This window comes from Aquariibacter albus (assembly GCF_014145335.1).
Classification (GTDB): Bacteria; Pseudomonadota; Gammaproteobacteria; order Burkholderiales; family Burkholderiaceae_C; genus Aquariibacter; species Aquariibacter albus.
In genome coordinates this window covers 24,294-48,398 of the sequence record NZ_JACIVI010000007.1, presented here as the reverse complement: position 1 = coordinate 48,398, position 24,105 = coordinate 24,294, and the positions used below count along the sequence as shown (strand labels likewise).

The 24,105-nt window shown below is 71.0% G+C and carries 15 protein-coding genes; 2 read left to right on the top strand and 13 right to left on the bottom strand.

Going from position 1 to position 24,105, the window contains the following annotated elements; genetic code table 11:
- Positions 1 to 80: 80 nt before the first annotated feature.
- From H4F90_RS14500 to H4F90_RS14490, 3 genes are all read right to left on the bottom strand, one after another.
- Positions 81 to 3,566 carry a hypothetical protein gene (locus tag H4F90_RS14500; protein ID WP_182665860.1) on the bottom strand — a complete coding sequence of 1,162 codons (3,486 nt, stop codon included), beginning with the start codon at positions 3,564 to 3,566 and terminating at the stop codon, positions 81 to 83.
- A gap of 53 nt (positions 3,567 to 3,619) precedes the next feature.
- The gene (locus tag H4F90_RS14495) at positions 3,620 to 5,251 is read right to left on the bottom strand and encodes a hypothetical protein (protein ID WP_182665858.1); all 1,632 of its coding nucleotides are present in this window, start codon (positions 5,249 to 5,251) and stop codon (positions 3,620 to 3,622) included.
- Positions 5,252 to 5,382: 131 nt separating this feature from the next.
- Positions 5,383 to 7,185 (bottom strand): serine/threonine protein kinase, encoded by a 1,803-nt coding sequence (locus tag H4F90_RS14490; protein ID WP_182665856.1) that lies wholly within the window; start codon positions 7,183 to 7,185, stop codon positions 5,383 to 5,385.
- 147 nt (positions 7,186 to 7,332) lie between these two features.
- Between H4F90_RS14490 and H4F90_RS14485 the strand changes: the two genes are divergently transcribed.
- Positions 7,333 to 8,328: a ligand-gated ion channel gene (locus H4F90_RS14485; RefSeq protein ID WP_182665854.1), complete on the top strand. Its 996-nt coding sequence runs from the start codon at positions 7,333 to 7,335 to the stop codon at positions 8,326 to 8,328.
- 61 nt (positions 8,329 to 8,389) lie between these two features.
- Here H4F90_RS14485 and H4F90_RS14480 read toward each other — a convergent pair whose 3' ends face one another.
- From H4F90_RS14480 to tagH, 8 genes are read right to left on the bottom strand one after another with little or no spacing between them, the layout of a single operon-like run.
- Positions 8,390 to 10,216, bottom strand: coding sequence for a type VI secretion system contractile sheath domain-containing protein (locus H4F90_RS14480; RefSeq protein WP_182665852.1), 1,827 nt, complete (start codon positions 10,214 to 10,216; stop codon positions 8,390 to 8,392).
- Between the two features lie 34 nt (positions 10,217 to 10,250).
- Positions 10,251 to 10,931, bottom strand: a complete 681-nt coding sequence (gene tagF / locus H4F90_RS14475; protein ID WP_182665850.1) for a type VI secretion system-associated protein TagF — start codon at positions 10,929 to 10,931, stop codon at positions 10,251 to 10,253.
- Between the two features lie 17 nt (positions 10,932 to 10,948).
- Positions 10,949 to 14,515, bottom strand: coding sequence for a type VI secretion system membrane subunit TssM (gene tssM, locus H4F90_RS14470; protein WP_182665848.1), 3,567 nt, complete (start codon positions 14,513 to 14,515; stop codon positions 10,949 to 10,951).
- A 42-nt stretch (positions 14,516 to 14,557) separates the two neighbouring features.
- Complete coding sequence (locus H4F90_RS14465; protein ID WP_182665846.1) at positions 14,558 to 15,922, bottom strand: DotU family type VI secretion system protein; 1,365 nt, start codon at positions 15,920 to 15,922, stop codon at positions 14,558 to 14,560.
- Between the two features lie 31 nt (positions 15,923 to 15,953).
- Positions 15,954 to 17,291: a type VI secretion system baseplate subunit TssK gene (tssK, locus tag H4F90_RS14460; RefSeq protein ID WP_182665844.1), complete on the bottom strand. Its 1,338-nt coding sequence runs from the start codon at positions 17,289 to 17,291 to the stop codon at positions 15,954 to 15,956.
- Between the two features lie 9 nt (positions 17,292 to 17,300).
- Positions 17,301 to 17,687 (bottom strand): DUF4280 domain-containing protein, encoded by a 387-nt coding sequence (locus H4F90_RS14455; protein WP_182665842.1) that lies wholly within the window; start codon positions 17,685 to 17,687, stop codon positions 17,301 to 17,303.
- Positions 17,688 to 17,698: 11 nt separating this feature from the next.
- Positions 17,699 to 18,511 carry a PP2C family protein-serine/threonine phosphatase gene (locus tag H4F90_RS14450; RefSeq protein WP_182665840.1) on the bottom strand — a complete coding sequence of 271 codons (813 nt, stop codon included), beginning with the start codon at positions 18,509 to 18,511 and terminating at the stop codon, positions 17,699 to 17,701.
- On the bottom strand, positions 18,508 to 20,214 hold the full coding sequence (tagH, locus tag H4F90_RS14445; protein ID WP_235972228.1) for a type VI secretion system-associated FHA domain protein TagH: 1,707 nt from the start codon (positions 20,212 to 20,214) through the stop codon (positions 18,508 to 18,510). Before tagH ends, H4F90_RS14450 begins: the two co-directional genes overlap by 4 nt.
- Before the next feature lie 247 nt (positions 20,215 to 20,461).
- Between tagH and H4F90_RS14440 the strand changes: the two genes are divergently transcribed.
- The gene (locus H4F90_RS14440) at positions 20,462 to 21,547 is read left to right on the top strand and encodes a hypothetical protein (protein ID WP_182665838.1); all 1,086 of its coding nucleotides are present in this window, start codon (positions 20,462 to 20,464) and stop codon (positions 21,545 to 21,547) included.
- Here the strand turns inward: H4F90_RS14440 and H4F90_RS14435 are convergent.
- Positions 21,532 to 22,338 (bottom strand): hypothetical protein, encoded by an 807-nt coding sequence (locus tag H4F90_RS14435; protein ID WP_182665836.1) that lies wholly within the window; start codon positions 22,336 to 22,338, stop codon positions 21,532 to 21,534. The two genes, H4F90_RS14440 and H4F90_RS14435, sit on opposite strands and share 16 nt — an antisense overlap.
- Positions 22,338 to 24,101, bottom strand: coding sequence for a hypothetical protein (locus H4F90_RS14430; protein ID WP_182665834.1), 1,764 nt, complete (start codon positions 24,099 to 24,101; stop codon positions 22,338 to 22,340). The genes H4F90_RS14435 and H4F90_RS14430 overlap by 1 nt, the downstream gene beginning before the upstream one ends.
- Positions 24,102 to 24,105: the final 4 nt, after the last annotated feature.

Sequence of the window (24,105 nt, the reverse complement as noted above, 5' to 3'; positions counted from 1 at the left end):
TCGCAATCCCGGTCAGGCCGGTGATCCATTCGGCATCGGTACTCATCGTGTCTTCCTCGGCTGACGCATGGGGTCGGACCTCACTTCACCGCGCGGCTGACATTGGCCTCGAAGCGATTGGCATGCTGTAGAAGGCGCCGCATCACCACGGCCACGCCGCGGTTGATGGGGTTGGCAAGCAACTGGACCATCAGGGGATGCTGGCTCAGCGTCTCGCGCGTGCGCCGGGCGAGGGCCATGGCCTCCTCCCGGACGGCGCGGAGCTCCTCGGGGGGCGCATCGGAGGCCTCGAAGCGCGCCGCAACGGCGTGGAAGACTTCGGGCCGAATGAGCTCGGCCGCCTGGTCCATCGCCTTGCCCAGGCGCGCTTCGGCCTCGCCGTCCAGCTCGGCCAGACGCTCCTTCGCACGAGACGGAAGGTCCTTGATCAGGCCGCGCAGTTCGACGGCATCGGCCTGGAACTGGGCTGCACCACGCGCCAGGCCCCTGCGCCGACCAAGGGCCGGGCCCAGCGGATCCTGCACCACCTGATCCACTCGGGCCTCGGCCGTGCGCAGGGCCGACAGCGCGCCAGCCACATCGCCCTCCTTGTAGAGCTTCTCGGCGCGTCCGACGAGGTTGCGGATCTCCTTGAGCAGGCCACGGTCGCCATCCGCGAGCCTGACGGCTTCCTTCGCCGGCTCGAGGACCTTGGCCTCCCAAGCCCGCCGGCTGGGGAACCTGCCCTTCCACTCGGCATCCAGCTTGTCCGTGCTCAGCCGCTCCTTCTCCAGGTTCTGCTGTCCTTGGGCGAGTGCTTCGGGTTTGGCGCTGACTTCCTTCAGCTCCTGCAGAAGGGCATTCGCATTGAGCCGGACCAGTTCAAGCGAGCCGTACTCCAGCGCCTTGGCAAGCGCCTTCTGCGCCTGCTTGTACCGCTCGCGCAGCGAGGCGAGGTAGGGGCCGTACTCGCCGGCCATCTCCAGCGGCAGCAGGAGGTCATCCGCTTCGGCCAGGGTCTTGGGGATGCCCTTGTCCGTGGCCAGCAAGTCGTCCATCTTGCTTTTCTTGTCGAGCAGCTGCTCGATCGAGCGCCCGAGCACCAGAGCCTCGGCCATGGTGGTGGCTGGATCGGCAGAACGCGAGGACTGGATCAGGGTCTTCAGGACACCCTCGAGCCGCTTGCGCTCGGCAGGCTGGGTCTTCCCCAGGGCGAGCTTGGCCTGCTCCAGCTGGGTCTTGAGCTGCTCGAGCATGTGGGCCAGGTCTCCGAGAGTGGCCTGGCTGCAGCGCTCCGCCTCCTCCTTGTCGAAGGCCGCCTGGGCCTCTTCCTCGCTGAGTCCGTTCTTGACACGGTCCTGGACACTCGGAAGGGGCGGTTTCGGCGCGGAGGGGCCTTGCTGCAAGAGCTTCACCAGGCGCTGGGCCAGCCGATCGAGCTCGTCCATCGCCAGCTGGAAGGCCTGGGCGCTTTGGCCGCCGCCGAGGGTGGCCAGGTCGTTCAGCTCGGACTGGAGACCCGAGATCAGATCCGGGAAGCTCTTCTTCAAGGGCGCCGGCGTGTCCTCAATCTGCTTGCGCAGATCGGTGACCCGGTTGTTGAGCGTGACGCGGCGCTTGAGGATTTCGTCCTCGAGCGCCTTCTTCTTCAGGTCAAGATCGCGAATCAGCAGCGCCAGCTCACCGGCCGCTGCCTTCCAGCTGCCGGCCGAGGGGCCGTCACCGCCCGGTTCGCTTCCCTGGTTTCTGGCTTGTGCGAGCCGCTTGCGGCAGTCTGCGGCCTGATCCAGGTCCAGCCTTTCGAGCTGATCGATCAGGCCGTTCGCCCGGGCGGCCTCCTGCTCGAAGGCATCACGCTCCCGGGCCATCGCCTGCTCGGCCTGGCGATCCTCCAGACCGACCTTGGAGCCCGCCAGGCGGACGCGATCCAGCAAGGCACGGACCTCTTCGCGCCAGATGTCAAGCTTCAGGTCTTCCGGGTTGAGGGCATCCTTGAGCTCCCCCATGACACGCTGGAAGAGCTGCACCCGTTGCGTCTGCAACTGGCCCTGCAGGCCATCCCCGTCGAGGCCTGCGTCATTCGCCGCCTTCTTGGCCTCGACGACGGTCCGATCGATTTGCTGGAACAGCTCGACCAAGGCCTTCCGGGACTCCTCGCGCTTGCTGGCAAGCTGCTCCCAGCGTTCGATCTGCAGCTTCAGATCGCTCCATGCGGTCAGGGCCTGCTGCGCACGATCGCAGAGCCTGAGCCAGTCCCGGTTCTGCTCGACATTGCGCAGCAGGTCCGATTCATTGACCTGCGAGGCCAATGCGCGGCAGGCCCCGGCAAGCTCGGGCCCGAAGTCGTCCAGCTTGCTGTTCAGCTTGGACAGACCCTCCCGGACCGGTGCGAGCTTGAGGGCCCAGGATGCCCAGGTCTTCTGGGCCGAGGACAGCTGGTCCAGGCGCGTGTCGATCTGCTGCTCCAGCTGCCGCAGCTTGAGGCCAGCCTCCTCGACGAAGCGGCGACCGACCTGGCAGCTCTCCAGATGATCGAAGCGTTCCTTGAAGCCCTGCGTGGGCCCATCCAGGAGCGGCGCGAGGTCCTGCAACTGCTTGAGCTTGAGCCGCAGGGCCTGGATGCGACTCTCGTTCAAGTCCTTGCTCGACTGGAAGGCCGCCAGTCGAAGCTTCTCCATCGCCTTGACAGCCGTTCTCAAGGCGGGCTCGAAGTTCTTGATGCGCAGTTCAAGCTTCGGCTCGTCGAGGAAGGCCGCCAGGGCACGATTGAAACCCTGCCTCAGCTCGGCGAACTCGGACGGGTCCAGCAAGCGCGCCAGCTCCTGCAGCTCAGCCCGCCCCTTGAGGGCCAGCATCGACTGCTTGCCCGAGTCGCCGATGGCCGCCTCGCTCAACTGGCGGCATTCCTCCTGGGAAGGCAGATCGATGAGCTGCAGCTGGCGCAGCACCTCCGCCCACTGGCCGCGCGACGCCGCCTGGTCCGTGTCCTTGACCGCCTTCTGCAACTGGCGCAGCAAATCGCCCAGCCCGACGCAGGATTCCTCGAGGTAGCGGATGCGCGATTGCATCTCACTGCGCAGCCGCTCGGCCGCACCCTGCGCCTTCGAGTCGCTCTTCTCGACCTGCTGAGACTTCTTGATCTCGGAGGGCGCGTTCTTGATCTGATCCTTGAGCGTCCCCAGGAAATGACGGGCCTGCTCGACATGCCCCTTGTCGAGGAAGATGTCCTGTCCGAGTTGAAGGCGACCGAGCAGTCTGGCCACCGCGGGATGGTCCGGCGACCCCAGCGCCGTCACCTTCTGCCGCGCCTTGGACCACTCGCTGCTGACGCTGATCTTCTTCTCGAGCTCGGCGAGTTCGTTCTTCAAGGCAAGATCACCGCGCTGGTCCTGCGGGAGCAGCTTGATGCGATCCATCAGGGACTTGAACTCGACCAGCAACTTGTCGTGGCCGTAAGGCAGTGGCTTCTCGGACAAGAGCTTGATGATGCTCTTGGGCAGGCTGTCGGTGACCGCCTTCGCGCGCTTCTTGCCCAGAGCCTCGCGGACCTGGGCGCACCACAGTTCGAGTTGCTTTTTGTCTGCCATCTCGAGGGCCTCGCTGCTGAGAGAAGGGAACGGAAGAACGCCTTCCGCGGAGATCAGCCCACCAGGCCGTTCTCGATCTCGCGCATGGCCGCGAGGATGCGGTCACGACAGACCTTGCCGTCGATGGCTGGGTTGTCGACGAGCAAGGCGACGATCTCGTCATCGGCCACCCGCGCCGCCAGGCCCTTGAAGGCCGCCATGTCACCCGCATTGATCGCGTCGTCCATCGCGTCCTGGATCTCCTCGAGGAGGTCCTCGAGGTGCGATGCGATCAGGTCGACGAGTTCCGTGGGATCGCTGTCGGCGCCGGTGTCGACCAGCACCGCCCTCAGCGCACCGAGATCCGCGCGAATGCGTCCGGGGATGACCCGCCACTTGGTGAGCATGAAGCTGCGCTGCTGGACGAGGCTCAGCTTGGGACGCGAGGGCGGTGCCTCATCGGGTACGTCCTCAACGCCTTGCTCGACGGTCTGGGGCGAGTCGACGGCGGGCGCGTCCAGCAGATCCTCGAGGGTGTCCAGCACGAGCATGCCGGCCGGAAAATCGCGGGCCCGCCCGAGAGCACCGGCCTCGCTGAGCTTGAGCTTGAGCTCGGACGCCCGAGGCCCGCCCGCCTCGATGCCCGCCTTGATGCGCCCCATCAGGGCACTCAGCCGTGCGGCGAAGGCCGTGGCCGCATCGTTGCGCTTGGGCGTGGCCTCCGGCTCGACCTCGACCGGGTCGGAGGCCTTGCCCCCCGAGGACGTCGCTGCCTTCAGCAGGCCTTCGAGCGCATCCAGTGACTGCAAGGCAGCTCCCCAAGCCTCGGCCCGGGCCTTGCCACGCGCGAACTCGGCAACCGCGCGCAGCTTGCCGGTGTCGCCCTGCTGCGCACGCAGGGCGGCCATCAGCAAGGGCTCGAGCGCGGACATGCGTTGCTCGTAGCGCGTGCGCTCGACCGCATCGGGCCGGGATGGCGCGTCCGGGGTGGGCGCATCCGGTGCTTCGTCCGATTCGGAAACGGCCCCGCCCTCCTCCATGTCCTCATCGACATCGTCCGGGTCTTCGCCCCGGACCCGAACCTTGAGGCGCAGCTCGGTCTGTGCAAGCAGTGCGGCCTTGAGGCGCTTCGCCAGGCCACCGGCCGCCGCCTGGACGATGAAAGTCAGCGCGCTGTTCTCCAGCGTGCATTCACCGCGGATGAACTTGAGCCCGCCGGGATTCGTCATCTGCTCCTTGAGCAGCTTGCCGCGGGCCGGGGAGATGGCCTTGCGCGACAGCAGGACCACGGTCTCCTTGCCGGCCACGGCGATCAGGGCCTGCAGCACCAGGTCCCCTTTGCGGACCTCGCGCAGCAGCGGGATCATCTTGGTGGTGAGCAGGGCGGGCGACTCTTCCTCGTCCTCGCCGGCCTGGGCCTCGGCCTTGCGCTTGGCGGCAAGATCCTGCTCCGTCTGCTTGCGCTGGCGCGCCAGGGCCTTGTCGAGGTCGGACAGGTAGTCGTCCAGCTTCTTGTCGCCCTTGTGCGCCTTGCGCAGCAGATCAACCTGCTTCTCGACCTCGTCCAGCGCCTCAAGCTCGGACTCGCCTCCGGCCTTCCCGGCCTTGTCGAGGGAGGCCAGTGCCTTGAGAAGCGGGGCATCCTTGTAGCTGCCCTGCTTTGCGAACGCCTTCCAGGCGGCTTCGGTCAGTGACTTGTCCGGCATGCCCCGTCCCTCCCGTCGAAGGCGGTTGCGCTTCGATCCCAGCGACGCAGGGTAGTCCGTTCAATGCGGCATGGACTCGGGACGAGCCCTAGGCCTGGGGAGCTCGCGCCAAGGGCAAGCCTGGCGATCCCTCAGCGAACGATGTCGACCTGAAACCGGCTCGCGCCATAGCGCGCGCAAGGAGGCCCCTGGCAGTCGGCCCGGGGCTGCCCCAGGAGTGGCGAGCGCCCGTCGGTGCGGGCTTGCAGGAGGCGATCGGCAGCCTCTCCGCCAGGCAGCTTGAGGAAGTAATAGGCGTGGTCCCGGCCGAGCTCCGAAAGATCGCGTGGCGTCTCGGTGACCAGGACCAGGAAGTGCTCGGGGCCGGCCGGCTCGGAGGTCTCCAGCGCCCAGCTGGGCTGGGGCAGCTTCAGCGTCTGACCCGCCTGAATGCGGTTGTCCTGGGCCTGCGTGTTCGGGAAGAGCAACAGCAGTTCACCATCCGGCCCCTGTGCATAGACGTAGACATGGCCGGCCTGGGTCGAGCGCACCGTGAAGCCGAGCAAGTCCTGCCCGATGCGCAGCACCGGCTTGCTCGGACGGGCCTCGACCAGGAAGCCCGGGCTCTGCCCGGCGACCACCCGGTCGAACTGCTCCAGCGCCTGGAAGCGAGACGGCAAGGCAGGCGCTGGCGGGGATGCGGTCGCGCCGTCGGCCGGCTCGGCCGACGGCGCCGCTGCACGGGTCGGTGCCGGCGCAAGCTCGGCCGCCACCGGCGGCGTGGGTTCGTCGCGCATCAGCAGGAACGCGGCGCCAGCGGCCAGCCCCAGGGCACCGGCCACAGCCAGGGCCAGCACGCGGCCACGTCCGGGCGGCTCAGCGACCCGGGTGGCCGCCGGCGCATGGGCCGGCGAGGCCGCGGCCCGGGCCGGCACGGCTGCCATGCCGGCGAGCCCCAGGTCGCTTCGGAACTCGGCGACCGACGGGGTGCGATGCTCCGGCCGCACACCCAGCGCACGGTCGATGGCGCGGAGGAAGCCCTCGCTGTAGCGGCCGGCGGCAGCCTCTTGAAGGGGCTGGTAGCTGTCGCCGATCAGGCGGCCGACAGCCGGCGGCGGTGTGCGACCGAGGATGGCGAAATGCACCGTGGCGGCGAGGGCGTAGACGTCGGTCCATGGGCCCTGCTTCATCCCCGGTGTCTCGGCGTACTGCTCGACCGGCGCATAGCCTGGCTTGAGAATGACCGTCAGGGCCTGCGTCATGTCACCGATCACCCGCCGGGCAGCGCCGAAGTCGAGCAGCAGCGGACGCTCGCTGCCCTGCAACAGGATGACGTTGTCAGGCGCGATGTCGCGGTGGTAGCAGTTCTCGGCATGGACGACGGCCAGCGCTTCGGTCAGCGGCGCGAGCAGATCCATCAGCCAGGCTTCGTCGGGTGGCTGGCCCAGACGCTTGAGGTGATCCTTGAGCGTGGTGCCCTCATAAAAGGGCATGACCATGTAGGCCGTGCCATTGGCTTCCCAGAAGCGATAGACCTTGACGAGCGAGGGGTGGTCGAACTGCGCGAGCAGCTTGGCCTCGTTCACGAAGCTGCGCAGGCCGACCTCGAAGGTCTCCTGGTGGCGCGCCGAGCGCACCTGCACCTGGGTGGCGCCGCTGCGCGCCGCCAGGGCCGAGGGCATGTACTCCTTGAGCGCCACCCGCCGCTCCAGGGAATGGTCCCAGGCGAGGTAGACGATGCCGAAGCCGCCCTCGCCCAGCACGCTGGTCAGCTCGAACTCGCCGAGATAAGTGCCGATCGGCAGTGCATTCCCGTGATCGGCCGCGGGGGACGGGGCGGGCGCGGGTTCCGTCGGAGGGGGGCGGATGGCGTCGGCGGTCGCGGGCGGCGGCTCCGCCCCTGCGGCCCGCGGACGAATCACCGTTCGATCGTCATCGGAAGAGGGTGTGCTCATCGTGCGCCAAGTCGGTTGAAGTCCCATCACGCTCCGGGCGTGCCCGCCCTCACGATTGTGGCGTGCAACCCGTCACGGGCCGTGGACCTTCGCTTCACCGCATGGTCCCGGCCCGCCCTTCACATCAGACCCAGACGAGAGGATTCCATGCACCGCCGATTCGCATCCTGGGGATTTCGCCTGCTGCACCTGCTGAGCCTGCTGGCGCTCGGGACTGCGTTGAGCGCAGCACCTGCTCGGGCCAGTCCCTCGGAGGTGGTGGTCGGGGCCTACATCAACAAGATCCAGGACCTGAATTTCCGCGAGAACAAGTACGCGCTGGACTTCTACCTGTGGTTCCGCTGGAAGGGCGAAGGCCGGCTGGCCGACTACAAGCCGCTGGAAAGCTTCGAGATCATCAACGGCAAGATCGAGGACAAGTCCAGCGTCGTCGAGAAGCGGATCGGCGACACGAACTATGCGTCGGTGAGAGTGAGCGCAACGATCTCCGAGAGCTGGGACCTGACCCATTTCCCCTTCGACCGGCACACCCTGGGGGTCTTCATCGAGGACAGCGTGTTCACGTTGAACGATGTGGTTTTCGTGCCGGACACCAAGAACTCCTCGCTCGGCGACGAACTCGACCTGCCGGGCTGGCGGGCCTCCAACTTCGCGAGTGACGTGCGCACGAAGATCTACCGCACGAACTATGGCGACACGAGCCTTCCGGCCGATGCCAAATCGGAGTACTCGCGCTTTGCCTTCATGGCCGACATCGATCGCCTGAGCCAGGGCTCGGCCATCAAGCTCCTGAGCACCGTGCTGCTGGCCACGGCGGTGGCCTTTGTGGCCTTCATGGTCAAGCCCTCGGACCTGGACGCCCGCTTCGGCATGGGCGTGGGCTCGCTGTTCGCGGTGGCCGCCAGCGCCTTCATCGCCGCATCGGCCGTGCCCGACTCGGGCGAGATGACGATCGCCGACAAGCTGCACATGGTGGCGCTGGGCTTCATCTTCGTGACCTTGCTGATCTCCTCGCTCTGCCTCAAGTTCGAGGTGCGCGGCCGCGAGGACCTGGCCCTGACCATCGACCGGATCTGCCTGGTGCTGCTGCCACTGGCCTTCTACGGCTGGGCTGGCTGGCTGATCCTGTCGCGGCCTCAGTGAGGCCTCCGGCTCCGGACGGCCCGCCCCGGGGCGGACCGTCCGGGCCGGCGGGGCTGGGGGATCAACCCAGCGAGGCCAGCAAGGCGGCGAGTTCCGGATCCATCTCGTCCTCGGCCGGTGCGTCCGACGAGGCCGCATCAGCCTCGCTGGACGGGGCTGCATCGTCGCCGCCCAGGCTGGCCAGCAGGGCATCGAGTTCGTCCATGCCGCCGTCGGCCGATGCATCGTCTTGCGCTGCATCGGCCGGGGCCTCGGTGGCTTCGTCCGCGGTGGCCGAGGGGTCGTCGGCGGGAGGGGCGGTCTGCAAGCCCGTCTCCATCGCCACGCCCTGGCGCATGGCCGGCTGCCAATCGACGGCGACCGGCGCATCGGCCTCCGGCTTGCTGCCCAGGCCGACGCGACCGCCCGAGGCCGGCGGCTTGCGCAGCGCGCCCAGGGCCACGGCCAGGCCGTCGCCGTTGAGCGCCTCCAGCCCGGCGATGCGGACCAGGGCCTCGCCTTTGTGCGCCATCAAGCCGTTGATGCCGAAGCCGCGCAGCAGGGCCGCCGCCTGGGTGTTGATCAGGCGGTCGGTGCAAGGCAGGGCCACGCTGTCGCCATCGCCATCCACGTAGTGGTGGAAGGGCAGGTCGTTGACCGCGAGCTGCCCGCCACGCACCGCCAGCACGCACAGGGCCAGCAGGGCCGGATGGCCCCAGAGCATGCCGCGCAGGCCGGCCTCGGGGCTGAACTCCTCGAAGCTGAAGCTGCTGATCGGATCGCTGCGCTTGCCATAGGGATGGCGCAGCAGGAATCGCGGCCCGAACAGGCCGAGGAAGCTGGCCTCGGGCAGCGCCCGCAGCGCGGCGAAGGCCTCGGCGACCAGGCGATGCGGCGGCTCCTTGCGGTTGGTGAAGGGATCGGTCGCGATGCCGGTCAGCAGCGCAGCCCCGGCATGGGACGCGACCTTGGCCGCGCGGCCCAGCAGCTCGGCCTGGGGCGGCGTGGCCTCGAAGTGATAGCAGGCGCAGACATAGGCATAGCCGCCGTCGGCATGCTCGGCCGGCTGGGTGACCAGCAGCTTGTAGAGGCCGCTCTCGGCGAGATCTTCGGCCTGGCTCAGGTCGGCGGCGAATTCCTCGGCACTGAGGTCGATCAGGTGGACCTGAAGCTGCGGCCCGGTCTCCAGCCGGCGCAGCAGGAAGTCGACCCCGCGCCACAGCGACTCGAGATGCTGGAAGTCGCCCTGGTGCAGCACGGCGCGCATGGCATCGGTCAGGGCGGCATCGACGGCGCCGACCAGCACGTCCTTCTTCGGGTCGGCCGCGGGCTGCACGAAGGGGCCGACGATCTGCCGCATCAGTGCATCGACCGACTCGTCGGCCGCAGCGGCGAGACCGGGCCGGCCGGTCAGGCGGGCGAAGTCATCGAGCCGGGCACCGGCCGACAGGGCGCCACCGCGGGCGCTCTGCCGGCGCGCGACGCTGGAGGCGCGGCGCAGCTTGTCCTCGCCCCAGGCCTGGACCTCGGCAGCCGCCTTGGCGAAGCTCGCCGGCGTGTTCAGTCGCTTGCGCAAGCTGGCCAGCGCACCGAAGACCTCCAGCTCGCGGTAGAGGGCATCGGGATGGAAGGACTCCAGCTCGCCCAGCGGTACGGCCACCGTGGCGCCCTCGGCGCCCAGCGGGAGCTGCGGTTCGAGCTTGAGGCGGGCCAGCGCATCCTCCAGCGTGTCGAACTCGACCGGCAGCGGCTTGCGCCGGCCCAGTGCCGCGCCGGTTTCGAGCCGGCCGGCCAGCGCGCCGCCGCCGAAGTCACCGAGCACGGCAATGCGCAGCGGTCGCTTGGCCGACCAGTTCGGCGGGGCCGCGCCCACCTGGCCAAAGTGGGGTTGCCAGTCACTGTCGTGCATCGTGGTCTCCGCGAACAAGAGGCGCTGCGGGCGCTCAGGCGGCCGCAGCCGGGGGCTGAAAGAGGCGGGGAAAGTCAGGAGCCGGTGGCAGGCCGCGACACAGGCGCAACGGCGAGGGGCCTCCGGCGGTCTGGCACCACCAGGCGCTCATGCCGCGCAGGGTGGCTGGAAGCCGCGGCCGGGCCAGCTCGGCCAGGGCCTCGTCCAGCCGACCCAGGGGACCGGCTGTGGTCTGCCAGGGCAGGGTCGGATCGGGTGCATCCTCGGGCCGGGGCAGGCCGTGCCGCGCCAACGCGGCTTCGAGCTGATCGACGGACCAGTCCTCGTGCAGCGCGTCGACGGCCAGATCGTCCAGCGCCAGCAGACCGCGCTGCAGGGTCTGCCAGTCCTCGGTACCGCAGGGCCAGCCGGGCAGGGCCTGGGCCAGGGTCAGCGGAAAGTAGCGGCCCACCCGGTCGACCGAGGGCATCAGCACGCCAGCCCAGCCGACCGCGCCGGGCTGCAGGGCGTCGGGGAAGAGCAGGAACATCCAGCTCGGACTGGCCAGATAGGCCGGCAACCAGTCCTCGGGCTGGGCCTGGCGCCATTGGCCCAAGCCCTCGGACAGCCAGGCATCCCAGGGCTCGATGAAGTCCGGCGGCAGCCGGCGCGAGGCGAAGTCGCCCAGGCTCGGCAGCTTGCCGAACCAGCCGGGGCAGGCGTCTGGGGCATCCATGCGCAAGCCGGACGGGCTCAGAGGCTGTCGGGGCAGCGGAAGGTCTGCAACTCGCGCATGCGCAGCGGGTTGATGGCGCTGGCCGAGATCACCTCCAGCCGGGCCTTGCGGCCTTCGAGGTTGAGCACGACGACGAAGCGCTCGGGCTGGGTCGAAGGCTGGTTCTCGAACTTGGCGAAGAGCCGGAACAGCGCCCAGGGCCCTTCGAAGACCTGCGGCGTGCCCCCCGCGGCCTGCAGGCGGATCTGCGAGGCCACGCGGCTGCTCGGCCAGCTCAGGGTCTGGGCTGAAGTGTTGCCGGCCGCGAAGCGCAGCACCTGGCCATCGACATCGAGGCTGATCTCCTTCAGGCCCTCGTCCATCTCGACGATGCGCAGGTCGACCTTGAAGCCAGGCGCCTTGCCGCCGCTGCGGAAGAAAGCCTCCTTGATGCGGGCCGCCCGCTGGAACTCGGCCAGGCCGCTGCCGCCCGGCGGCTTGCGGCCGTCGGGCAGGGGCTTGTAGGCCCAGGGCGTGACGCCGACATCGACCAGCGGGGCCAGGCGACGCTGGTAGAAGTCATCCAGCGCACCGCCCGCACCGAACATCTGGCCGAAGTCGTCGGGCAGCACATCGACGGCCGCGCCCTGGGCGAAGGGGAATCGGCCGGCGATCGTCTTGCTGCACAGATCGGCCAGCGGCTTCAGTTCGGCCGACAGGCCCTGGCGCTCGGCCGTGCGGCCCTGGCTGGCGCCGGCGCTGGCCAGGCCCTCCAGCATGGACTTGATGGGCTCGGGCTGGAGGCCGGCCGCAGCCATCGCAGCCGCACCGGCGGCAGCGGGCGGCGGCGCGGTGCGGCTCTTCTGGGCAGCATCGATGGCGGTGAGCTGGACCTGGATGTCGTTGAAAAGCTTGAGCACCTCGTCGATCGGTGCCGGCTGGCCACTCACCATGCGATGGAGGGCGGCGAAATGACGGTCGACCATGGCCTCCAGCGGTCCGCCTTCGGCCGAGGGCTGCGGCGGCGCGCCCGCGCCCCCGGCCAGGGCGGCCAGCTCGGACTTGGCCTTGTCGGCCCGCTCGCCGATCCGGCTGGCCAGGGTGCCGGGGCTGGCCTGGGCCGCCTCGGCGGCGGCACCGAGCTGGGTCTCGCGGCTGACGGCGCGCAGGTAGGCGGCCAGCGGCGAATCCGGCGCGGCCAGGATGCGCGCCACCGACAGGCTGCGCTCCAGGCCATCAAGCCGCAGGAGCTGCACATCGGCCAGGTAGGCATCCCAGACCTTGATGTACTCCTGCAGGTAGAGCCGGCGCACGCGCAGCGAGAGCTCGTCCTCGCCGGTCAGCGCGCGAGCGGCGTCGGCCGCACCGGCCGGCGTCTTCACGCCCAGGACCCAGCGCTGCTCGTTGGCGAGCTGGGCGCCCACCTTGATCAGCGCGCCCTTGAAGGCCTTGAAATAGCCATCGCGCGTGAACAGGCCCGGGATGCCCTGGGTCAGCGGCTTGCCGCTCTGGCGCTGGAAGACCTGCACGGCCTGCGGCCCGCCGGCCGCGGCCGCCGAGAACTCGGGCAGGTCGGCGCCGACCTGCGCCCGCTTCAGACGACTGAAGATGCGGTACTCGAGCGGGAAGGCCACCAGCATCTCGCGCACATTGGCCACGAGCTGGGCGTCCATGGGCGCGATGGCCTGCGGCGCGCCGCGCGCCAGCGCGGCATCGAGATGGCCGGCCAGGGCCTGGCGCTGGGTCTCGCTCAGCACCCGGGCCAGGTTCTGGTCCCAGTCCAGCGTGACCCAGGCGCGCAAGGCCTCGGGGTCGAACTGATCCGGCGTGTACAGCATCAGGTAGGCCTTGAGCGCCTCGTAGGCCAGCTCCAGGTTGTCGCGACCGACCGCGCGCAAGCGCTCCTCCAGGCGGCGTGCCACGCGCGGCAGCAGCGCCCGATCGAGCAGCCGCGAGTAGCCGATCTCGGTGCCTGCCGCGAGGTAGGGGCCCTGGTAGAGGCCCAGGCCCCAGGCCAGCGGCGGCTCGCTGAGCGGGAAGCCCTCGGGCTGCGGTACCGCATGAAGCTGGTCCAGCACGGGCAGGAGGGCAGCCAGGTCGCTGGAATCAGCCGGCGGCAAGGCCTCGACTGCCGTCTTCACCGGCGGGACCCGCTGGGCGACCTGGTCGATGTAGGCCTGGTTGCGCAGGAAGCTGATCGCCCAGCCCGCCAGCAGCAGCGCGCCGCAGGCGGCCAGGCCGCCCAGGGCGATCAGGCGCGTGCGGCGGCGGCGGCCCTCGGCACGGCGGTTCTCGCCGACCAGGCCCTGCTCGGCAAAGATGACTTCCCGCAGCAGGCGGGCGAGGAAGAAGCTCTTGCCGCCGCGACCGACCGCCGTGGTCGCCGGGCCCTTGCCCTCGACGCCGAAGGTGCGGGCCAGGGTGCCGAGCACGCGGTCGATCGGCGTGCCCTCCTGCGTGCCGCTGGTGAAGTAGACGCCGCGCAACAGGCTGCGCTCCTCCAGCGTGCCGTCACCGTCGAAGACCTGTTCGAGGAAGCCGCCGAGCAGGCCCTTGAGGCCCGCGAACTGCTGCGGAAAGGAGAAGATGGCGGCGCGCTTCATCAGATCGCTCTCGGCCTGCAGGCGATCGATCAGGCGCACCCGAAGCCGTGCCTCGAGCGCGGCGAATTCGCTGGGAAAGTCGCGCAGCGGCGACTCGCGGCCCGCCGGATCGTGCGGGAAGGTGAAGCCCCAGACCTGCTCGCGCTCCTCCTTGCCCAGCTCGCCGAAGGTCTCGTTGAAGCCGGCGATCAGGTCGGTCTTGGTCAGCAGCACATAGACCGGCGGCCGCACGCCGAGATGGGTGTTCAGCTCGCGCAGCCGGGTGCGCAGGCGGGCGGCGTGGTCCTTGCGATCGGCCGGGGTCTGCTGCAGCAGGTCCTGCACATTCACCGTCAGCAGCACGCCATTGAGCGGCCGGCGCGGCCGGGTGCGGCGCAGCAGGTCGAGGAAGCGGCCCCAGGCTGCCGCATCGGCCTGCTCGTCGGACTGCTGGAGGGTGTAGCGGCCGGCGGTGTCGATCAGCACCGCCTCCTCGGTGAACCACCAGTCGCAATGCCGGGTGCCGCCGACGCCCTTGACCGGCGACTGGCCGAGCTTGCCGGCCAGCGGGAAGTTCAGGCCGGCATTCAGCAGGGCCGTCGTCTTGCCGGAGCCCGGGGCGCCGATGAAGACATACCAGGGCAGGTCGTAGAGGTAGGCGCGGCGGCGCAACAGCGAGCGACGACCGGTCTGGCGCGCGCTCTCGTCGAGCACCTTGAGCGCCTGGTCGAAGCGCTCGCCGAGCACCTGGGCCTCGCGGTCGCTGGCCGAGGGCCCGCCGCGCAGGCCGGCCACCATCTGCGCATTCGCGCGCTTGCGCCGCCAGGCGCGCAGGCCGGCGACCACGGCCCAGATCAGCAGCGGCAGGGTGATGAGCAGCAGGCGCTCGACCACGCCGTCCAGCGGCCGGCGCTCGCCGATCGCGATCAGCGGCCCGACCCACCAGATCAATGCCGCCAGGGCCAGCAGACCCAGCACCACCAGCAGCAGCGGATGAACGAGAACTCTCAGCAGCTTCTTCATGCGGAAACCCGGACAGGCAAGGGGCTGGGACGGGTGGGCGGCTCAGGCGCCCGCCGCCGGCGTGAACAGGGTGATCTCGACCCGTCGGTTGCGCGCGCGCCCCTGGGGGGTGCCGTTGTCGGCGCGCGGCTCGGCATCGGCCCGGCCCTCGGCGCGCACCCGCTCGGCCGTCACGGTGCGCAGCAACTCGTTGCGCACGGCATCGGCCCGCTCCTGCGACAGATGCCAGTTGGACGGGAAGCGCGCACTGCGGATCGGCTGACTGTCGGTGTGGCCGTGAACGAGCACCCGGCCCGGTGTCTCCTTCAGGGCCTGGGCGATGCGACCGAGCAGGGGCAGCACGCCGCGCGCAACCACGGCACTGCCGGGCTCGAAGAAGCCGTCGCCCTTGATGGTGACGATGGACCGGTCGGGCAGGTCCTGCACCTCGACCAGACCGGCCGTGATCTCCGCCTGGAGGAAACCGGCCAGGCGGGGTGGCACGGGCTCGGCCGGTGGCGGTGCGGCCACGACTTTGACCGCCTTGGCATCGAGCGCGGCCAGGGTCGCGAAGCTGGCCTCGGCCCGCGCGCCCAGCGCAAGCTTCAGCGCGATGAACACGCCGCCGAGCAGCAGGGCCATCAGCGAGGCCAGCACCCACAGCGGCAGGCCCTCGTGCAGGCGGGTCTCCCGGGCGGTTTCGCCCTTCCAGCGGGGCGAGAGTGTCTTGTCGCTGCCGGCGCGCTGCGCACGCAGCATCTGGGAGAGGCGCTCGCGCACGCTGTCGAGCTGGCCGCGGCCGCCTTCGATCACGCGGTAGCGGCCCTCGAAGCCCAGGGCCAGCACCAGGTAGAGCAGCTCCAGCAGGTTGCGGTTGCCCTCGACGTTCTCGGCCAGCTTGGACATGAGCTGGTAGACCTTCTCGCCGCCCCAGGTCTCGTTGTGGAACTGCACGAGCAGGCTGTGCGCGGACCAGACGCCTGCGCCGCCCCAGGGCGTGCTGGCCGCGCACTCATCGAGGAAGGTGCAGAGGATGTAGCGGCCGGCGATGACCTGCTCGTTGGGCAGGCCCTTCTCGCGTGCCTGGGCCTCGAACTTGCGCACGCCCTCGGCCAGCGCCTCGCGCAGGCCGGCGGGGTTGGCATGCTGGGGTGTGCTGCGCAGGCGCGGCCCGGCGGCGAGCAGGGCCGCGCCTGCGCCCACCAGCGGGTTCAGGCTGCTGCCCATCAGCGCATCGAGGGCCAGGGGCGCCGTGCCGCCCGGAGCCGCGGCGGCGGCGGCGGCCGGGCGTCCGCCGGCAGCCGCCGGCCCGGCCGGCACGGCGCCCGCCTCGGCGGAGGCCACCGGCCGGCCGGCGCGACCGGCACTGGGCTTGATGACGGTGCGGTCCGAGCCGAAGGCGGCAAAGGGATCGTTGGGATCGCTCATGGGACGGTTCGGTCAGGCGGGCGATGCGGACTCAGGTCCGCACCGCCCAGAACTCGAGCTCAAGGCCCGGAAAGTCGCCGGCAATGTGCATGGCGAGGCCGCCCGAGCTTTCGAGCTGCTTCCACATCTCGTTGCCCCGGGTCTCCAGCTCGAAGTAGTTGAAGCCGGCGTGGTAGGGAATCTGGCGCGGCGCCACCGGCAGGGGGCGTAGCGTGACGCCGGGCAGCTGCAGGTTGACGAGGTCGCGAATGCGCTCGACCGTGCCGATCTTGACCTGGGTCGGGAAGCGCGCCCGCAGCGCATCGCCCGGCATCTGCGCACCGACGGCCAGCACGAACTGCGCGCTGCGCTGCAGCTCGACGTCGGGGATGAGGGCGACGCGGATGCCGTACTTGCGGTCCTGCAGCTCGATGGGGAGGGCGGTCTGCTCCATCACCATCGACAGCGACTGGCGCAGATCGTCCATCAGCGGCCGGAAGCAGCGCGCCGGGTCGTCGTGGACGTAGGCCGGCAGGGCCGCGGGGCGGCGGCGGTCGCGGAAGGTGGCCAGGTCGCCAGCCAGCGAGACGCCGACGAAGTAGAAGTCGCGCGGGTGCAGCAGCGTGGTCTGGCGCAGCTGGGCCAGCAGCGGCTCGTGGCGGTTGACGGCTTCGAGCAGCAGGAAGTCGGCGATCTCGCCGATGCCCGCCCGGCCGGGCTGGGCCAGGCGGGCCGCCAGGGCCTCGCCGCGCTGATGCAGCAGGCCGTGCAGCTCGCGCAGGTAGCCGGCCAGAAGCTCGTTGCCTCCGGCATGGAGGGTGGGCGGAATGAACTGCGGGTCGAGCAGCACGCGGTTGTCGGCCCGGCGCTCGACGACCCGACACAGGCCCAGGGTGGCATAGCCCTCGCCGGCATCGCGGGCCAGCATCACGCGCAGGTGGATGCGACCGACCTGGATGGGGGCGCTGCGCTCGCCGACGGCATTGCTGTCGCCCACCTCGACCTCGGCCGCCAGGAAGCGCGGCGGCATCGAGCCGGCCCCCCCCTCGGCATCGGTCTCGGTCACGCCCGGGCGCTGCAGCACCGCGGCCAGCACGACGAGTTCGTCGCGGGCATCGGCCGGCACGTCCAAAGCGGCGGGCGCGACATCCTGGCCCGGGATGTCGAAGACCAGGCCATCGGGCAGCACGCCGTGGCAGGACTGCACGGCGATCTTGCCCAGGGTCAGCGCCGCCGTGTCCAGGCTCAGGCCCATGAAGCCCCAGCCATGACCCTCGGTGGCCCCGAAGCGCAGATGGGCCTGGCGCGCCAGGAAGCGGTCGTGCTGCTGGAAGTGCTGCGGCTGGAGGAACATGCCCTCCGTCCAGATCACCTTGTTGTGCCAGGTCATGGTCGGCGTTCAGGGAATCTCGTGGGTGACTTGCCCGGGGAAGGTGATCGAGATCACCCCGCCCCAGGCGCACATGAGCTTGCAGTTGTTGTCGAGCGCCGGCGTGTTGGCGATGAGCACCGTCGGCACGCCGGGCGCCCAGGGGGCAGGCAGCACGGGCACGCAGGGCATGGGCGTGAGCACGCCCAGAGCGGCCGCAGTCGCCGCCGCCACCGAGGGGTTGGACGGCGAGCTGCACACGCCGAAGGGCGGCACATTGGTGATCGGGATGTGGTCGGTGATCACGCCGGCCACCATCTGGCTGGTGAGGATCGGCCGCGGTGTCGCGTTGAACACCGAGGGGGCGACCCCGAAGGTGCATTGCAGGGTGGCGGTGGTGCAGACCTGCTGGGGCATGGCGTGTCCTCTCAGGCCTGGGCGGGGGCCGTCACCCAGAGGGCGATGCCGCTGAAGTTGTCGTGCCGGGTCTTGCCGCCGGCTTCGGCCTCGGCGAGCACGCAGGCCTCGAGCGCAGCAAGCCAGGCGGCCGGGTCGGGCGCTGCGGCCAGCTCGCGCAGCATCACGTCGTCGTCGACGAACTCCCAGAGCCCATCGGTGCACAGCAGGAAGACGTCGCCCGGCTGCAGGGCCAGCGGGGCCTCGCAGGTGCCGATGCGCAGGTCCTCGGGCGCGGTGCCCAGGGCCGAATGAAGCTGGCTGCGCTGCGGGTGGTTGCGGGTGTCCTCCGGCCGCAGCAGACCGGCCTCGACCATGGACTGCACGAGGCTGTGGTCGCGGGTGCGATGGGCCACCGCGCCGTCGCGGAACAGATAGAGCCGCGAATCGCCGGCATGCCCCCAGAGCGCCAGGCCGCGCACGCGGTCGATGAAGAGCGCGACGACGGTGGTGTGCATCTCGCGCTGGCCAGGCGCATCGGCGCGGTGGCGGATGACCTTGGCATTGGTGTCGAGCAGCAGCTCGCGCAGGTCCTCGGGAGACTGCAGCGGCGCGTCGGCGCACTGGTCGATCAGGTAGCTCACCGCAAGGCGCGAGGCCACATCCCCGCCTCCATGGCCGCCGGCGCCGTCAGCCACCACGCAGCAGAGCTGGGTGTCGGAGTGCCAGTGGCCGCAGGCGTCCTCGTTGTACTCGCGGCCGCCGGGGCGCGAGAGGATGGCCAGCTCCAGCGCCGGCCCGTCCTCGGGCCGCGGCTCGGCAGGCAGGCGGGCCGGCTGGCTCACGGTGCGGGCCGCTGCAGGCGGTCGATATGCTCTTCGTAGGCCTTCAGGAAAGCCTTGCCGAAGAGGCTGTGGAAGTCCTCGGCCGCGTCCTGGCTGATCTGCGCATAGTGCTCGACGAAGAGCTCCCAGAGCTGGGCCTTGCGGCTGCCCGGCAGCAGACTGGCCAGGCGCGAGCGCTGCACCAGCCGGCCTTCGAGCTGGGCCGGGTCGAAGCGCTCCAGCACCCCCTCCAGCGCCGCGCGCATGCCGGCGATCACGCCGAACTGGTGGGCGCGCAGGTCGTCGTAGGCATCGCGCATGGCCGGCCCGGCAGCCATGAAGCCACGCACGGGCGGTGCCAGCAGATGCTGGAGCGCGGCCTCGGCACTGGGCGAGAACTTCAGGGGGTTGTTCTCGCGGGCGACGATCATCGTCGCCTCGGCCTTGACCTCGCGCTTGAGCGCGGCCCGCGCGACCAGCAGGTCGACGGTGCCGGCAGCGGCCTCGCGCAGCAGCTCGCCGAGCAGGCGCATCAGGGCCGGGCTCAGGGCCTCGATCGCCACCCCGGGCGTGGCCAGGCCCTCTCGGAAGGCCTGCAGCAGGTCGCTCGCCTCGGCCGGGCTCGGCGGGGCGCCGGACGGGCTGGCCGGCTGGGGCTGCGTGGCAGCAGGCGGCTCGGTCCAGGCCGCAGGCAGGGCCTCGGGCCGCGCGGCAGGCGCTGCGCGCTGGGGCGCGGGCGGGGCCGGGACTGCCGCGGCAGCCGGCGCGGGTCGGGGCGTCGCGGGCCGGATCAGCGTGTGACCGTCGCCGCCCTCCTCGCTCCAGGACAGCACCGCACCGCCGGCACGGGGTGGCCGGGGCGCCGCGGATGCGGCTGTGGGCGGTGCGAGGAAGGGCTGATTCAAGGCCGACACGGTGTCGGGCGCGGCCGTGGCCGTGGCCTGCGGCAGGGCCGAGAGCGCCTGGAGCGCATCGGCCGACGCACCGGTGTTGGGCTGCATCAGCGGCGCATCGAGCTTGCCCTGCGCCAGCGGATCGCCGCCCAGGCTGGGGCCGAGGCCGAAGAGGCTGTCGAGCGAAGCGGCGCTGCCGCTGGCGCCGAGGTCGGGGATGAGCGGCGCCGGGGCGGCCGCGCCCCCGTCGAGGCCGAAGGCCCCGGGGGCCGGCCCGGCCAGGGGCGAAGGACCGGCCGGCGCGGGCTCGGCGAAGGGATCCCAATCGTCGGGGATGCCGCCGACCGCGGCGGGTGTCGCAGCCGCGGGGCCCGGCACGCTGCTGCGACGGGCAGGCGGTGCAGCCTCCTGGCCGAAAGCGGCCAGGGGGTCGACCCAGCCGCCCGCCGCAGCGGCCGGCGTGGCGGCGGGACCGAGCAGGTCGGCAAAGGGATCGGCGGACGGCGCCGCGGATGCCGCTGCCGCGACCGTCAGCTGGTAGCCGCCGATCTGCAGCGTGTCGCCAGCCTGGATGCGGGCCTCGCGCCCGCTGCCGACCTCGCGGCCATTGATGAGCACCGGGTTGCTGCCGCGGTCGATCAGCGCGTACTGGCCCCCGCGGAAGACGATCTGCGCATGCACGCGCGAGACGGTGCGGTCTGGATCGTCGAGCACGAGCTGGTTGCTGTCGGCGCGGCCGATCGAACCGCCCAGCTCGTCGAAGCAGGCACTCAGCAGGCCGGCCGGCGGCTGGCCGTTGAAATTGACGACGGTCAGGGTGATCGCAGTCAAGGCGGGCTTCCTCCGAGGGTCAGCAGGCAGTGGATGCGCAGCGTCGATACCGCACCGGACGATGCGGCGACCCCGCGCAGGGCAAGCCGGGCCCCGTCAGGGCGCGAACGAGCATAGCGGCCGGATGCGGCGACGGCAGGTCTGGTTTGCAGGGGGGGACCGCAGGACGCGGGGGGTGGCAGCGGCCCGCGTCGAGGCGCTCGCCGCTACCATGGGTCACCGCCTTCAGGCGCATGCCGGTCCGACCATGTCCTGTCTGTGCCCCTCCAAACTCCTCGACCTGCTGGAAGGGCTGGCGGCCATCCCGCCGCTGGGGCCCATGCTGCCCTCCGGCCTGCCGGCCCGGCTGAGCGCCATGCAGACCCACCTCAGCCCGGTGCCGCGGCTCGGCGCGCAAGCCGGGCTGCAGGCTCAGGCTCAGGCTGCCCTGCTGGCGCGGGTTTCGGCTCTGGCCGCACTGCATGCGGCCGTTCAGGCCGCCTTCGGGCTCAAGCTGAGCTCCGGGCTCTCGGCCCGGGCCCAGGCGGGACTGCAGGCCAGCTTGGCAGCCCAGGTCGGGTCGCTGAACGCGAGCGCTCCGGCCCTGGGCATGCATCAGCCGGCCCTGGGCCGCCTCCTGTCTCCGCTGGCAGCGTTGATGCCGCTGCTGGGGCTGCTGCAGAGCCTGCTGGCCAGCGGCCTGGACCTGCGCCAGCCCGGCGCCCTGCCCCTGCTGCAGGCCAGGCTGCAGGCCAGCGCCCAGGCTTCGGCCCAGGCCCATGCGAAGGCCAGCGCGCAGGCCTCGGCCCTGGGCGCGCTGATGGCCTCGATGGGCCTGAAGGCCGATGCCCGGGGCGCCGCGCAACTGACGACCGCGATGCAGGCCGCAGCCTCGATGAGCGAGAGCCTGCCCGCGATCACCGCGCCCGCACAGGGTCTGTCCCTGCTGGCGGCGCTCATGGCGGTGCTGGCCGCGCTGCGCTCGCTGCTCCAGGTGGATCTGCTGGCACCTGCCGGGCCGACGCGCTTGCGCCTGGCCCTGGACGGACTGCCGCTGGCCGGGTTGGCCGAGCTGCAGCTTCCGGTTGCGGTCCGTGCCCAGGCCTCGGCGGCAGCCACGGCCCAGGCCGCGGCCCAGGCTGCGGCACAGGCCCAGCTCAGTCTGCCGCTGGAGGCCGTCGCCAGGATGGACCTGCAGGCGGCTGCCCAGCTGACCAGCGCCCTCCAGCTGCGTGCACATGCGCCCCAGCTGTTGCGGCCTGCCGGCAGCTGTGGCGGGCCCTGCCCGGTGGCACGCGTCCAGGGGCCAGGGGCCGTCGGTCTTCAGGCCAGCACAGCTCACAGCATCACCTGAGGCTGGCCGTCGAGCACGGCAATCCGCAGCGGCAGACGGAAGACTTGGCCCTCGGCATCGGGCTCGGTGCGAAGGGCGGGATCGCCGCCGCTCAGCAGACAGTCCAGCAGACGCCCGTCGGCGATCGGTCGGAGCAGCAACTCGGCCGGAGGTATCGGCGCCATCACCAGCCCACCCTGGGCATGTCGGGCCAGCAGCTGCTGGTGCAGGTCGAGGAGGCCTTCGCGCGGGTCGCGGCCATAGGCCGTGGCGAGGTCCAGGGCACGCGACCGCAGGGCCTGGAGCAGCGGCTCGAAACGGCCCGCTGTCAGTGCCTCGGCCAGGCCGCACAGCCAGGTGTGGATGCGCGCCTGCAGGGCTGCATCCAGCCGCAGAGGCGGCGCATCCAGCCATCGCCAGCGCGGAAAGTTCACGGGCAGCAGCACCGCCTCGGTCAACTGGATCGGGGGAAGCAGGGCCATGCCCGCCTCCGGCGCCCAAAGCAACTGGGCCAGATTGCGTGACTGGCCGGGATCGATGGCATGGCCCATGCGCGGCAACAGCACCTGCAGACTGGCCGAGCGCTGGCCATCAGACTCAAGCGGCGGCAGGGGCGCCGGGGCCTCGCCGACGAGCAGCGCAGGCGGCCAGATCCGCAGTTCGAGCCGGTTCTCGCCGCTGACGGTGAACTCGTGCACCGGCAGCACAGAGCATGGCCGGGCCGCATCAACCCGCGCAAGCGGGATGCCGTTGAGCAGCGCCTCGGCACTGCAGCCCTGGGCTTCGAGACGGAGGACAAGCAGGCGATCCATCAGCCCAGGCTCCAGTCAAGCAGCTTCATCGCCGGCAGCAGCTCGAGCGTCCGGCAGACCGTCAGGCCGCCCGGCGCGGACTGCTCGACCACCAAGCGCAGCGGCTCGAGTTCGAGCCGGGCAAACCACTGCAGGCCCACCCCGCCCGGATGCGCACGCAGCCCGCACGCAAGGCTCAGACTGCCCTGCACCGGTGCCATCGCCTCCAGGCGGCCGGCCTCGGGCCGCGCCACCGGGATGAGTTCAGCCACCCACGGCAGGCCGACGGCCAGCTGGGCCGGGGCCAGGGCCGCAAGCAGATCCTCGCCCGTCCGCTCACGGCCCCACAGGCTGCGCAAGGCCACGCTGCCCGCGCAGTCCAGCCGCAACAGGCTGATCGCCGCACCGCTGTGCAGCCGGCCCGACAGGCGGAGCTGCAGGTCACAGGCCTGGAGCTCCATCTGCCCGACGACGCGGTAGACCGGAGGGTGCAGCGCGCCCCGCACATCCGCCATCCACCCCCAGCTCAGACCGGCATGGCCAGCCAGCAGACGTGGCTCCGCCTCGACCCGCGCGTCCTCAAGCCCCGCGACCGCAGCCCAGGCCTCGGCCAGGCGATCCAGGCCGGTTGCCAACTGCACGTCCAGCGCCTGCAGCCCCTCCTGCCAGAGGCGGGCCGCCTGGGCCTGGCCGTCGCGCTCCAGGTGCAGGCGGGGCGGGGGCGGCAAGGGCAGCGGATCACGATGCGGCCAGCTCCAGGACGGACCGGGCTCGCGGCGCCAGGCCATCATCCACTGCGTTGCGGGCAGCAAGCCGAGGTCGAGGCCGAGATCACCAATCGGCGCATCGGCGCTGCGCAGGCCGCAGGTCTCGACGGTGATGCGCGACCAGTCCACCCCGCCTTCGGCCGCCAGTCCCTTGCCCGGCGCCGGCCAGTCGACCGCAGGCGGGGCCGCAAGCTCCAGGCTCACGGCATGAGCATGGCGGCCACGCCAGTCGCGCAGACCCGCGGCATGCTGCAGGCTCAGGCGGGGATGGACCTCCGGATCGCAACACGCGGCCAGCTCGGTTCGAACCTGCAGGCGCAAGACCCCCTCCCCTCCGGGCGCCAGGGTGTAGACCCGTTGCGGCTCGCGCGCTGCCGAGCCCGGCGACCCGTCCGGCGCAAGCGGTACGGGCAGGCGCAGGGCGCTCGGCTGCACCGGCTGGGGCAGACGCCGCCACTGGCCCGCCTCGTAGCGGTAGTGCTGCCAAGCCACCGGAGCCAGGGGCAGGAGATCGACATGGGCCAGGTCACAGGGCTCGCCGAGCTGCAGCCACTCGGGTGGCAGCAGGCGTCCGATGCGACCCAGGGGCATCAGCGCGCGGTCGAGCCGGGGCAGGGCCTGCTCGAAGCTAGCCGGCAGCCCGGCGGCAACACGGCCCTCGGCGGCCATGCGGCGCAGCGCCTCGGTCGCGCGCCGACCCAGCTGGAAGATCCTCAGGCCGGGGGCCGATTCGACTGCAGCCAGAACGGGCCGGGCCCATGCCTGCTCGGGCCGGCTGTCGAAGTCCGCCCCGAAGGCGCAGCAGCAGGCCAGGTAACGACCCACCCCCACGGCATGATCCAGGCCGTGGATGCGGGCTCGCTGCACACCATGCTCGATCAGCCGGGGATAGCGCTCTCCAAGGCGAGCCGGCAGCTCGGGAAAGGCCTCGGCCAGCACCTCGCCCAGGCGCTGCAGGTCCCGCCGGAACTTGAGGCCCTCCAGGGCGGCAAGCTGTGCTTCGTTCAGGCTCAGCATGAGC

Excerpts from the sequence above, each read along its gene's own strand:
- H4F90_RS14500 (WP_182665860.1), bottom strand. The coding sequence starts at position 3,566 with ATGGCAGACAAAAAGCAACTCGAACTGTGGTGCGCCCAGGTCCGCGAG.
- H4F90_RS14495 (WP_182665858.1), bottom strand. The coding sequence starts at position 5,251 with ATGCCGGACAAGTCACTGACCGAAGCCGCCTGGAAGGCGTTCGCAAAG.
- tssK (WP_182665844.1), bottom strand. The coding sequence starts at position 17,291 with ATGACCTGGCACAACAAGGTGATCTGGACGGAGGGCATGTTCCTCCAG.
- H4F90_RS14455 (WP_182665842.1), bottom strand. The coding sequence starts at position 17,687 with ATGCCCCAGCAGGTCTGCACCACCGCCACCCTGCAATGCACCTTCGGG.
- H4F90_RS14485 (WP_182665854.1), top strand. The coding sequence starts at position 7,333 with ATGCACCGCCGATTCGCATCCTGGGGATTTCGCCTGCTGCACCTGCTG.
- H4F90_RS14480 (WP_182665852.1), bottom strand. The coding sequence starts at position 10,216 with ATGCACGACAGTGACTGGCAACCCCACTTTGGCCAGGTGGGCGCGGCC.
- tssM (WP_182665848.1), bottom strand. The coding sequence starts at position 14,515 with ATGAAGAAGCTGCTGAGAGTTCTCGTTCATCCGCTGCTGCTGGTGGTG.
- H4F90_RS14430 (WP_182665834.1), bottom strand. The coding sequence starts at position 24,101 with ATGCTGAGCCTGAACGAAGCACAGCTTGCCGCCCTGGAGGGCCTCAAG.
- H4F90_RS14440 (WP_182665838.1), top strand. The coding sequence starts at position 20,462 with ATGTCCTGTCTGTGCCCCTCCAAACTCCTCGACCTGCTGGAAGGGCTG.
- H4F90_RS14490 (WP_182665856.1), bottom strand. The coding sequence starts at position 7,185 with ATGAGCACACCCTCTTCCGATGACGATCGAACGGTGATTCGTCCGCGG.
- H4F90_RS14465 (WP_182665846.1), bottom strand. The coding sequence starts at position 15,922 with ATGAGCGATCCCAACGATCCCTTTGCCGCCTTCGGCTCGGACCGCACC.
- tagF (WP_182665850.1), bottom strand. The coding sequence starts at position 10,931 with ATGGATGCCCCAGACGCCTGCCCCGGCTGGTTCGGCAAGCTGCCGAGC.
- H4F90_RS14435 (WP_182665836.1), bottom strand. The coding sequence starts at position 22,338 with ATGGATCGCCTGCTTGTCCTCCGTCTCGAAGCCCAGGGCTGCAGTGCC.